Origin of the sequence: Chitinophaga sp. Ak27 (assembly GCF_012726295.1) — a bacterium.
Classification (GTDB): Bacteria; Bacteroidota; Bacteroidia; order Chitinophagales; family Chitinophagaceae; genus Chitinophaga.
In genome coordinates this window covers 1617937-1630558 of record NZ_JABAOB010000001.1, presented here as the reverse complement: position 1 = coordinate 1630558, position 12622 = coordinate 1617937, and the positions used below count along the sequence as shown (strand labels likewise).

General features: G+C 42.3%; 7 protein-coding genes. All 7 read left to right on the top strand.

Features of this window, described 5'->3' with window-relative positions; translation table 11 throughout:
• The first annotated feature begins 29 nt into the window (after nt 1–29).
• The 7 genes from HGH90_RS06355 (at nt 30) to HGH90_RS06325 (ending at nt 12430) form a co-directional block, all read left to right on the top strand.
• Complete coding sequence (locus HGH90_RS06355; protein WP_169190679.1) at nt 30–1721, top strand: sodium:solute symporter family transporter; 1692 nt, start codon at nt 30–32, stop codon at nt 1719–1721.
• Between the two features lie 274 nt (nt 1722–1995).
• On the top strand, nt 1996–5430 hold the full coding sequence (locus HGH90_RS06350) for an RHS repeat domain-containing protein (RefSeq protein ID WP_169190678.1): 3435 nt from the start codon (nt 1996–1998) through the stop codon (nt 5428–5430).
• A 21-nt stretch (nt 5431–5451) separates the two neighbouring features.
• Nucleotides 5452–9972, top strand: a complete 4521-nt coding sequence (locus HGH90_RS06345) for a DUF6443 domain-containing protein (protein WP_248276969.1) — start codon at nt 5452–5454, stop codon at nt 9970–9972.
• A gap of 11 nt (nt 9973–9983) precedes the next feature.
• Entirely contained in the window at nt 9984–10448 is a 465-nt protein-coding gene (locus HGH90_RS06340; protein WP_169190677.1) for a hypothetical protein, read from the top strand.
• A 343-nt stretch (nt 10449–10791) separates the two neighbouring features.
• On the top strand, nt 10792–11010 hold the full coding sequence (locus HGH90_RS06335; protein WP_169190676.1) for a hypothetical protein: 219 nt from the start codon (nt 10792–10794) through the stop codon (nt 11008–11010).
• A 542-nt stretch (nt 11011–11552) separates the two neighbouring features.
• Nucleotides 11553–12068, top strand: a complete 516-nt coding sequence (locus HGH90_RS06330; protein ID WP_169190675.1) for a hypothetical protein — start codon at nt 11553–11555, stop codon at nt 12066–12068.
• A 26-nt stretch (nt 12069–12094) separates the two neighbouring features.
• Nucleotides 12095–12430, top strand: a complete 336-nt coding sequence (locus HGH90_RS06325; protein ID WP_169190674.1) for a hypothetical protein — start codon at nt 12095–12097, stop codon at nt 12428–12430.
• Nucleotides 12431–12622: the final 192 nt, after the last annotated feature.

The following is a 12622-nucleotide window of genomic DNA, read 5'->3' as shown; positions in this document are numbered from 1 at the left end:
TATTTTATACCCACGTTATCGATCCACTTATGAGTTATCAACTTGTCCTCAAGGACTACCTGGTGTTTGCATTGTACTTTATTATTGTTGCTACCTATGGTTACTGGATTTACAAGCGGAAGAAGAAAGGTGTAACGAGTGCTTCCAAAAATTTCTTTCTTGCAGAGGGTTCACTGACCTGGTGGGCCATTGGCGCATCCATCATCGCGTCTAACATTTCGGCAGAGCAGTTTATTGGTATGAGCGGCGATGGTTTTTTTGTGGGCATTGCCGTATCCGTGTATGAATGGGTAGGGGCGGCGGCGCTGATCATCGTGGCCATTTTTCTCATGCCGGTATATATCAAAAACAAGATCTACACTATGCCGCAGTTTTTGAAAACGCGGTATAATGAAACGGTGGCATTGATCATGTCGATATTCTGGTTGTTCCTGTATGTATTTGTAAATCTCACTTCCATTTTATACCTGGGAGCATTAGCCATTAATGGACTTTTAGGCGGTGCTTATTTCCATGAGGTGATGCTGGCATTGGCTGTCTTCTCCATAATCATTACACTGGGAGGTATGAAGGTAATTGGTTATACTGATGTAATTCAAGTGGGCGTATTGATTATAGGTGGCCTGGCCACCACGTATATGGCGTTGACCGTGGTGAGTGAAAAATTTGGAATGGGGAAAGATGTGCTGGCAGGTTTTAATATCTTGATGAAAGAAGCGCCGGATCATTTTCATATGATGCTGAAGAAGCCGGCTATCAATGCACCACAAGACTATGTGAACAAGTACCTGATACTACCTGGTTTCGGGATGTATATAGCGGGGCAGTGGATCAGCAATCTGAATTACTGGGGTTGTAACCAGTACATTACGCAACGTGCCCTGGGGGCGGATTTACAGACCGCGCGCACAGGTATTTTATTCGCAGGGCTATTAAAGATATTGATGCCGGTGATTGTAATGCTGCCGGGTATTGTAGCGTATGTGTTATACCAGCACGGGCATTTACCGCAGCTGGAAGGAGGGCATAAAGATGGCGCCTATGCCGCCATTCTCACCTTGCTGCCCGCAGGTTTAAAAGGGCTGGCCATCGCCGCATTGACCGCTGCTATCGTGGCTTCGCTGGCGGGCAAGTCGAACAGTATCTCTACTATTTTTACGTTAGATGTTTATAAGAAATATATCAATACGCAGGCCGACGAAAAGCAGCTGGTGTGGATCGGCCGTTTGACCATCATCGTAGCCATCGTTATCGGCGTGTTCTTTACCTGGAATGATGTACTAGACATTGGCGGCGCAGGAGGATATACTTTCGTGCAGAAATATTCCAGCTTTATCAGTCCGGGCGTATTTGCCACGTTTATACTGGGCATGTTCTGGAAGCGCACCAGTGGCGCTGCTGCCATTGCCGGTATCATCACCGGTTTTGCGGCTTCGCTGTTCTTTAACCAGATAGCCGTAAAAGTATTTGGACCGGAAACCATGTTGTATTCCGCGTTCCACAATGCCAGCGGCGTGTATGAGATACCGTTTTTTATCAGCCTGGGATGGTCGTTCCTGACCACGGTGCTGGTGATGGTGGCTATTAGCCTGGCAGGGCCGAAAGTGAGTGCCAAGGCGTTTGCGCTGGATTATGAGATGTTTAAATTAAAGCCGTCGTCTGTTATATTGGCGGTCACTATTTTGTTGCTATTATCGGTGATTTACGTGCGGTTTTGGTAGGCGGGTATATACTCTAAATCTATTTGTTGTTTGCTTGTTATGGTTGGTAGGAAGACCATGGCTGTTTTTTTCGTGTGCGCATGTAGGGTGCGTGGCGGGAGGGTATTTTAGTAAAAATTTGAGATTAGTTTTAAAAATTGTATACCTTAGTCAGGTAATTTGTTTGTCAACATTTTCGTAACCCGTAATAAAAATTGCTGTACTTATGAGCATTTGTTTAATGTATTTGACTTAGTCTGTGAATATTTAGCAAGTATTTAGCATCCCCAAACATATGCAGCAGGAGTCTCCTGGTGTTATTTTCCTTATACCAAAATCGCCGTCAATGGTAATTGTAAATTCAACTGATAATAGAGCAATGGCTATTTATCCCGGGCATAATGACAGATTAGGTGGTTTGTCTTTTGTGTGGAAATCTATTTTGTTCCTGAGTATTTTTTTAGGAGTGATGAGGGGGGCTTTTGCCCAGACGTCGTCTGATGTGCCCAACCTGGAGCCCAATCGAATATTGTTACCTTCGCCAAATGCCGCGACCATTAACAAAGGAGCTGATGCGAGCGTGAATCTCTCGACTGGTACACCGAGTGTGGGTATTCCTTTTCATACTATCAATTCCAGGTTCCTTAATTTGCCGATATCGATCAATTATGCCTCCAATGGGATCAGGGTGAATGAGTTGGCGTCGAATGTGGGATTGGGCTGGAGTCTTAATTGTGGTGGGGCGATTTCAAGGATCGTATTGGGGAAGCCAGATGAGAAGAGAGCGGAATGGGGGCAGGTACTTGATAATTTTAACACTGATTTCCATTTGCTGAACAGAGCAGTTTTTGACTTTGCTATGGAGCAAACTCTGGCTGATAGAGAGTCCGATCTTTTTTCCATTAATATGAATGGGTTAGATGCTAAATTTATAATGGATGCGAATAATGAGCCTGCGAGTCTGAATACAACAAATCTTCGGATAAAGAAGCTTGGAGCCACGTTAACAAGCGGGTTCCAAGTTACAGATGAAAATGGGATTGTCTATACATTTGACGCTGTTGAAACTAATGCTACTATTGAAAGTGGGTATCAAGGCCCCAAGCCATTTCCTGATCCGCTTCCTACTTCTTGGTACTTGACATCGATCATCAAGCCGAATCAAGATACAATACAGTTGAGCTATAGCTATTATACCCATACCTATCTGGCGAATTTGAGTGAATTATTTACTATCCTGTGGGATAGCAAAGAAACTGGCGGACCTTGTTCAAATCCGCCTCCACCGTTGAAGACAAATACCTACACCTGTGGGATTACTTCAAATAAAATAGAAGGTAAGGCCTTGAGTCACATTACATTTACTAATGGAAGTGTTGATTTTGGTTATGCCAATAGAAAAGATGGGGGCGGGCTCGCATTAAATGGGATTTATGTTAAAAATAATCAGGGCCAGATAGTAAAGCAAATGGTGTTGGAACAGGACTATTTTTCAAGCACTGATATTAATGACAGCTTTCTCAAAGGAGAGAAAAAGATAGGGTCTTTGGATACGACGCTGAAGTATAGGTTATATCTGAGTGAATGTAAAATTGCTGGAAATAGTTTGGCAGATACCAGTAAGTTGTTGAGATATAAGTTTGATTATATTCATGGTAATGATCTGCCAGTGCGCATGTCAGGAGCCCAGGATTACTATGGTTATTACAATGGTAAGCTGTCAAATGAATACCAGATGCCAGATGTTAGCTATCAGTATCCGGGGATTTACAATAATATGCCTGCTGGAAAGCCAAGGTTTGGCGATCGCACACCAGATACAACGTTAATGACTTATGGGTTATTGAAAAAAGTAACATATCCAACGGGAGGCTATGATTCGATAGGATATAGTTATAATAAAGGACCTGATACTAAAGTAGTCCACCACTTTCAGCATGAAAATCTGATAACCCATGGTACAGGCTTCACAGGAACTGTTACCATTACCCAAAATATAACTATTCCATTCTATCAGCCAGTAATAGCTTATACCAATGTTAACTTCGATACTTATAACCCGGATTGTAATTATGATCCCATTCATCAGAAAGCTACTTTTACCATTAAAGACGCTGCAACTTTGAGTGTCATTGCAACGAGAGGTGTTGGTATTGATAAATCAGATTCACTATCATTATGGCTCAACCCAGGGCAATATATTTTGAGTCTGACTGTCGTAGGTGGTTGCACAATTGGATCGGTAGACTTTGTCTTGGAGAATCAGGAAGCAGATATTATTCCGATAATTGTACCTATTGGAGCTGTGAGTGTTTCCTCTATCACTTCTTATACAGATAGTGGAGCCAAAGCGCTCAAACGATCATTTAGTTACATGAATCTGAAAGATTCTTCTATTTCTACTTTTGGAGTTTACTTCAGCAAGAATATGTATGAAAAAGTAAAGACTCCATTTTTTCCTACGTGTTCAGGTGGAACTCCCTGTTCTTCATTAGCAAACTTATGGTATGTAAATATTGGGAATAACATTGTAATGCCTACCACAACTATTGGGGGATCCAGTACATATCACTCTTCAATTATTGAAACTATCGAAGGATTGGGTGAAGTACAGACAACCGAGCATATATTCTCGTTCAATGGTATTCTTAATTCCAGTATTGTATGGAATAATAGGATACTGGGGACACCGCGATGTGCATATGGTGATTTTATGATAGGAGAAACCAAAACAAATATGTATAAGCGGATTCTTTCCCCGGGGGTTGACTCCCTGCAGCTAATAAAATCCATTGAAAATGTTTATGATTTATTGATTAAAGGAAATGTATTCAATTACAATGTCAGAAAGTTAGCTTCCCCACCATGTAAAACTCCAGAGCCCAATGATCAAGACCTTATAAGTCTGGATATTGAGAAATATCCGCTTGTTTTCATGCGGAAAAGGTTACAGTCAACCACCGAGAGAACATACGCCAGTGATAACTCAGGCAAGCTGGTGGAGAAGATGCTGACCTATTCATATATCAATGATACGAATCGCGTTATGATCCGGGATGTGTCGGAAAATCAGAGTGGTGGAAAAGTACAGTCAATGGCTTATACTTACCCGCTGGATCTTAAAGGAACCGGTGCAGTATATGACAGTATGATTAACAGGAACATGATTGCGCCAATTATATCATTGACCAAAAAAGTGGGAACAGGGCAGATGGATCAGAAAACGGTGTCTTATATGTTTACCAGGTCCGATAAGCAGATCATTGCCTTTCAAAACCTGAAAGAGCAGATTATTAGTAATCCGACAGAAGACCGGGTGAGCGTGATCAGTTATACATCTAAAGGAAATATACAAGAGAAGGCTAATGCCAATGATGTACGCGAGGTATATCTGTGGGGTTATAATGAGCAATTCCCTGTGGCTAAGATTGTGGGCAGCACCTATGATACTGTGATGAAGTACATCGCTCCTGCTTATTTAACCAATACGGATAGTTATACTCCTGATCAGTTAAGAACAGCTTTAAATGGTATTCGTACGAGTTTACCACAGGCTTTGGTAACTACTTTTACCTATACTCCTTTGTTTGGTATGACGAGTGAAACCGATCCTTCTGGTAAAACGATCTATTATGAGTATGATGAAATGGGAAGGCTAAAAGTGATCCGTGATCAGAATAAAAGCGTCCTTAAACAATTCGATTACCAGTATCAATCCCTGTTGCGTTAATCACCCCTTAATGAATGTAGCATGAAAAACATCCCTATTTTAAATAAAAAGCTGGTTGCCATTTTCCTTCTGCTGAGTGCGGGAGGAATGGTTACTGCGCAAACTCCTACATCTACGACGCGGCCTGCGGCTACGCCGGTAGCTGTGCCAGCGGCCTATACCAATACTACCATCAACTACGTACGTACCTGGGAGCCGGCGGTATCTACTACCGATACCGCCTATGTTGCGGCGGCTGCCCGTACCGTAGACCAGGTGCGGCAAACCACCCAATACTTTGATGGCCTGGGGCGGCCGTTACAAACAGTATCCAAAGCCGTTAGCCCGGCAGGTAAAGACCTGGTGGCGCCGGTTATATATGATGCCCTTGGGAGAGAGCAACAGAAGTACTTGCCTTATGCTGCTCCCGGAACCGCCGATGGGAAGTTTAAGACCGATCCATTTAATGCGCAAAATACTTTTTACTTATCCCAAACGCCGGGTGAAAAAGTGCACTACAGCAGTATTGATTTCGAAGCATCTCCTTTAAACCGGGTGCTGAAGACGTATGCTCCTGGCGCCACCTGGGCAAAGAACAATCCCGCTGCCATAGAACGAGGAGGGAATAAGTATGTAGAGAATCGGTATCTCGTGAATGCTGTCAGTGACTCTGTAAGAATTTGGGACTTCGCAAATGGGCAGGTAATACCAACCAGTGCAGCAGGTCGCACCTATGCAGCTGGGCAGTTATATGAGAATGTAGCTATCGATGAAGCTGGCAACCAGGTAGTAGAATATAAAGACAAGGAAAACCGGGTAGTGCTCAAGAAGGTGCAGCTATCCGCCACGCCTGGTACCGGGCATATGGGATGGTTGTGTACTTATTATGCCTATGATGACTTGGGAAACCTTCGTTTTGTGATTCCTCCCAAAGCTGTGGAGGCAGCTCTTGCCAGCAATTGGGTGATCAGTACCGCTATTGCAGGGGAGCTTTGCTTCATATACCGCTATGATGGCCGCAATCGCATGATAGTTAAGAAAGTACCTGGTGCAGACTCTACTGAAATGGTGTATGATGTGCGGGATAGGTTGGCGTTTAGCCGGGACGGTAATATGAAAGGGAGAAATTGGCTGGCTACTTTTTACGACGGGTTGAACCGGCCGATAATGACTGCTTTATATAAAAATGCCAGCGCTACCCGTGAATCTCTACAAACCACATTGAATGGAGTTAATGGCAGCAGTAGTCAGACTATCGCTTACAACTTTCCGGTGCCGGCAGATCTATTCCTAGATAATTTCGATCAGCAACCGCTGTACCAGGCAAGTAACAGCATTGCGGTAGTGGATGGATTTGATACGGGTGCAGGTGCTGCTACAGAAATGGTAATTAACCCTGCGGCTACCAGCGGCAGCGGTAATGTTGCAGTCAGTAGTACGTTATCGGCTATTCCAACGGATTCGCTGACGCCATTGACCTATACTTACTATGATGACTATACTTTCCCAGGAGCGCAAAGTTATTTCAGTAATGACATTGGTAAGCCGCAGGCGGATGGCAGTCTTAATTCGGAAGCACTGTCACCTACCCGCAGCAACATGACGAAGGGATTGGTAACTGGCACCAAAGTAAGAATATTAGGTACCCAGCAATGGTTAACCACCACCAATTGTTATAACGATAAGGGGCGGGTGATCCAGGTATTGGCAGAGAATATTAATGGAGGATTGGATATAATGACCAGTCTATATGATTTTAACGGGAAGGTGCTCAGCACTTACCTGCGGCATAAAAACCTCCGTAGCAGCCTTTCTCCGCAAACCACGATATTGACGATGCTGCACTACGATGCTGCCGGCAGGCTCACCAGTGTTAAGAAGCGGCTCAATGACGCTAGCCCTACTCTGGATAAAACCGTTGCTGTGAATACCTACGATGAGTTGGGGCAACTGAAAACAAAGCGTTTGGGCATTGCCGGTAGCTCGCAGCTGGAAACATTAACGTACGATTATAATATCCGCGGTTGGCTGACCGGTATTAACAAAACTTACGCAGGTACCGCTGGAAGCACGGCTAACTGGTTCGGTCAAACGCTGGCTTATGACTCTGGTTTTACTGCATTGCAATACAATGGGAACATTGCAGGAAGTACCTGGAAGAGCAAGAGCGATGGTATCGCACGCGCCTATGGCTATAGCTATGATAAGGTAAATCGCCTGGCATCGGCGCCTTTTTCACAGCAAAACAGCGGTAGCTCCAACTGGACTATCGATCAGAAAGATTTTTCCGTGAGTAACCTGGGGTATGACGCCAATGGTAATATTACGGCTATGAACCAAATGGGTATGGTAGGCACTGGTAAAACGATGATCGATCGTCTTACCTACATCTACCGGGCCACCAGTAATAAACTGGCTGCCGTAGCCGATACCGCTAATACCGCCAGCGCTAAATTGGGAGATTTTATCAATGGTACCAACAGTGGAGATGATTACGACTATGATGCCAATGGTAATTTGATCAAAGACCTCAACAAAAACATTACGGCCATTACTTATAATCACCTGAACTTGCCGGATAGTATTGTAATCACCGGCAAGGGAAGGATCAAATATCTGTATGATGCCGCGGGTGTAAAGTGGAGAAAGATTGTAACGGATAAAACCACCAGTACGGATAAAGTGACTATCACCGATTATATTGGTGGTTTTGCTTACCAGAATGACACGTTGCAATTCCTGGCGCATGAAGAAGGCAGGATACGACCTATATTCAAAACAGGACAAGCAACCCAGTATCCTTTCGATTACTTTGTGAAAGATCATTTGGGCAATGTACGTATGGTATTAACGGACCAGACCGACTTTACCATGTATGCTGCTACGATGGAAGCCCCGGCAGCAGCTACAGAAACCGCTTTGTTCAGCAACATCGATAATACCCGTATCGATAAACCGGTAGGTTATCCCGCAGATGAAAGTGCCGGACAGAATGTCTCCGTAGCAAAACTCACTGCCACGGGCGCGGGTAAAAAAATCGGCCCTTCCATTGTGTTACGTGTAATGGCCGGCGATACTATTCAGCTGAGCGCCAAGGCGTTCTACAAATCGAATGGGCCTAAAGAAGGTAAATCAGCCGTAGCCACGGCGGAAAACATGGTAGCCGACCTGGTGCAGGCATTCGGCGGAAATGCTGGACAGAATAATGGTGCACACGGAGAGGCCGCATCAGACCCATTGACGCCCTTTAACAGTAATTTCTATAACAATGACTACCGCCGCCTCAAAGAAAAGGAACCGGACCAACCCAATACCGATCGCCCGAAAGCGTATCTTAATTTTGTACTTTTCGACGATGAGTTTAAATTAGTAGAAGAAAATAGTGGGGTAAAACAGGTAAAAGCAACACCAGATGAGTTGCAGACGCTGGGTCAGGATAAGATGGTGATTAAGAAGACGGGGTTCTTGTATGCTTATACTAGTAATGAAAGCGCGGAGCCAGTGTTTTTTGATAATATTATATTGGGGGTTAATTCTGGGCCTTTATTGGAAGAAACGCACTATTATCCTTTTGGGCTGACGATGGCGGGGATTAGTAGTAATGCGTTGAAGGGGGCGAATTATCCGGAGAATAGGAAGAAGTACAACGGTATAGAGTATACGAGTGAGTTAGATCTGGATATATATGATGCGCAGTTGAGGAATTTAGATCCACAGATAGGTAGGTGGAACCAGATAGATCCGAAGATTGAGAATATGGAAACCTGGTCACCGTATGCCTCTAACTACGATAATCCAATTAGGTATAATGACTTTTTAGGAGATGAAGGTGATGACCCGAATAAGAAAGGGTTTTTTAATGGTGTTAAAGTCGGATTTGGCGGATTTTTTAGAGGTATCGGTAATGTGGTTGCCCATCCTGTTGAAACGGTGAAGGCAGCTTTTTCCCCTAAAGCCTTAGCCAATAACATACTTAATGCTACTACCTTTGGAGTTTATGGATCTACTAAGACTTTAATTGATAATACTCGGACTATAATTAATGAAGGAACTTATGGTGCGGGGAAGGTGATTGGAGAGAAAGCAGCGGAGGCGGTTTTGTTGGTGGCAGCAGAGGGGGCTGGGAAAGCAATTGCAGAATTAAAGGGTGTTGGAAAAGGTGCGTTAGGCGATCTTACAAAGACAGAGGCTAATTCAGTAGGGATCAGTGAGAGCGTTAATACTGCCGAACAGGCAACTACAGGAGGGGAAGGATATATCCCTAAAACTCCCTTGCCGCAACAAGTTGTAGGAGGGATAGATATTCCTTTGCCAGATCCTCTCGCAGGACAGTATCCTCACACAACTTTGGGAGGTAAAATGGGAAGTGATGGAACCTTGTATAGACAATCCGCAACTTTTACTGGAGGCACTTGGCCGCTGGCGAACGGGAAAATTGTGCCATGGAGTAGAGTTGATTGGTCTACTCATGGGCGTCCTATAGTTCATCCTAATCCACACCAACATATTTATAATTTTAATGGAAAGCATTGGCAAACGGGAAGCGCTGTTCCGTTTCCTTAAAAAAACATTTTATGGACATTGGTTTCGAAATTTTATTACCTGTAGAATCAAAAATATCAGCTATTAATTTTAAACAGCCTGTTTATGAATGGCAAGGAGAAAAATATCCTCAAGGCCAGGAAGAAGCGAGCTTCCGTTATTTTAAATTAATTAAATCAAACGTACCAGAACATATTATACCGCTATTGCCAGATAGATTTCGAAAATGCCAGTGGCAATGTATTTCGATAGTTGAAGGGGTGAATGATTTGATGGATGAACTTACTACGGATACGTTAAGTGAGAATGAAGTGCTATTAAATTTGTTGTCTTCTTTGACGGAAGGGGAAAAAAAATGGGTTGTTGTTTTTGAACCTGATTATGATCGCATAGATGAAGTGTTAGAAGGGAATCTTGTTGTCGCCTATCGTAAAATTGTTGATTCACTGGTAGTGAAAAAAAACGGATTCGTACTTTGGGTTGAAAAAAAGATTTAAAAGAAGTTCATATAATTCTAATCATAGATGTAGAGGAGAATCATCCCAATAGTTGCAGGGAATATTTAAAAGCGAAAAATATGTATTCTGAAGAAGAAGTAAATGAGAAGGCTATAACCGAGGCGGGGATAGATACAGATTTGTATCTTTTAGATGACAATTTTCAAATTGCCATAGTAGCTTCCGCTGGCGGGCCATTACCAAAATCTGTTTCATCAGATTTACCTAGGCTAGAAAGGATGATAGCATATTTTCGATCACTCCTGTATCCAGTGAAGTTATTCTTACTGATGATGTTTGTAAATTGATCGATGGATATAGTCAGCAGCAAAAAGATACATATTTGAAAGATGTTCATTACATGACCTCAAGAGGTTTTTATTATTTTGATAAGGTGGTAATGAATGCTTATGATGACTTTAAATATTTTTTAAAAGCTAAACCAGTTAAACCGCTGATAATAGATGGAGAAGATAATGCTATTAAGGAGCTACTTCCATTTCCTCGTTTTAAAAGTGAATTTGGGAACTTAGCGCAGTTAATGGTTAACGGAATTGAATAGAGGTTTTTACTGATGAGTTTTTCAAAACATTTGACAAATGTGCCACATAGAACCGATTAGAAGAGGTTATTAAATATTTTATAAGTACAGACCTAGTCTGAGGAGTTACTAACTTAACCATGTAGGCTAGCAATGACTGTGATCTCGAAGTAACCGTTAGTCCAACTCCTATAGATTGCAAATACCGAATTATAAATGAATGCGTCATATATGGCAAAAGAACCTTTCGCGGCACGACTCACTTCTATTTGGATAGGAGCTTTTTTTTTCTGGATATTAAGAGGAGGGAGGGAGAGTTTATCTGAAGAGGCTGCAAATCACCCAACTCGGAATATGTGGACTGGCTATATTATATCGCTGCTCATTCTTCTACTAGCCTTGTATTTTTGGGCGCATCTGTAGTTTGATCAAGTCTTAAAAGATTTATGGATGAAGGCGCAGTAGATTGAAATGTGCGGGAAAGAAAAGCTGGCAAGTATATATGCTCTTGAAAACTAGTGTTTTATCATTCACGTAATGAATTCGTTATTGTTATAAATAATATGAGGGAGGAGTTTCTCAATGAACTAATCAGCTATATCGAAAAAGAAGGTATTTCATCTCCTAAGTTCAAGTTTGAAGAAAGCGGATTAAGTATTAGCTCGCCGGTATTCAACTATAACAGCATTACTACATTGGTTTTACTGCCATTGATCATAGTCCTGATGCAGAAAGCCAATTTTTTTATAGGATTATTGTTATTAGGGGTAGCACTCTTTTCTCTATGGTACGACTTCGAGTCAGTTAACGATTTTAAGGTCAATTTTGACAGTGATTGCTCAATAATAAAACGGAGAAATCCAATTACACGGCTCCTCTTTTTTACGAGCCAGGAAGTGAAATTTGCCGTTTCTGATATTGCCAGATTCTCCTATAGGTCAACTCAGCAAAAGCCGTCGTTCAGAAGATATCGTCTGTATGTTACCCTAAAAAACGGGGATGAGTTTTTATTTTCTGATATTGGATCGGAAGCAAGGGCAAAAGAAATTGTGCTTCTTTTGAACAGTGTATTCAAATAAGCAATTTTGCTGAAAAAGGATAGCAAATGAATCGACTAAAGATAGTCTTGATATTTATTGTAATCATAGGCGTCATTACTGGTGCGCTGTATTTTATTTCCGAGTCCGCAAATAAGTCAAAATCTGCCAAACTGGAGCTGATAAATAAGCGCTACGGCTATTCTAAAGGAATTATTATACGACAACAGTCTTACAAGGGTCATGGTATTGAGGTTAAGTATCAGATTAAGGGCAAGGAATATAAGTATGCTGGAGGATGGGATACTAACCCACGTGATTTGAGAGAAGGAGATTCAATCAACTTTCGGTATGCCTTAGATGCGCCGGAAATGATAGTGACAGAGTTAGATAACGGATATTAAGAGTTGTATTATTGCCATAATAGGCTGCAAAAGCCTGAAATTTACACGAATAAATTATAAGAAGTTATTGAACTTGATCCCTTTTCTTATACTGCTTGCATTTACAATTGTAACATGGATAGATATTTTGACTGTAACGCATGCTGGAAAAATCAGGCATTTCATTGGTGGAGGCTTAGTGCTAATGAATGC

Coding starts and splice junctions, on each gene's coding strand:
- HGH90_RS06355 (WP_169190679.1), top strand. CDS start 30: ATGAGTTATCAACTTGTCCTCAAGGACTACCTGGTGTTTGCATTGTAC.
- HGH90_RS06345 (WP_248276969.1), top strand. CDS start 5,452: ATGAAAAACATCCCTATTTTAAATAAAAAGCTGGTTGCCATTTTCCTT.
- HGH90_RS06325 (WP_169190674.1), top strand. CDS start 12,095: ATGAATCGACTAAAGATAGTCTTGATATTTATTGTAATCATAGGCGTC.
- HGH90_RS06340 (WP_169190677.1), top strand. CDS start 9,984: ATGGACATTGGTTTCGAAATTTTATTACCTGTAGAATCAAAAATATCA.
- HGH90_RS06350 (WP_169190678.1), top strand. CDS start 1,996: ATGCAGCAGGAGTCTCCTGGTGTTATTTTCCTTATACCAAAATCGCCG.
- HGH90_RS06330 (WP_169190675.1), top strand. CDS start 11,553: ATGAGGGAGGAGTTTCTCAATGAACTAATCAGCTATATCGAAAAAGAA.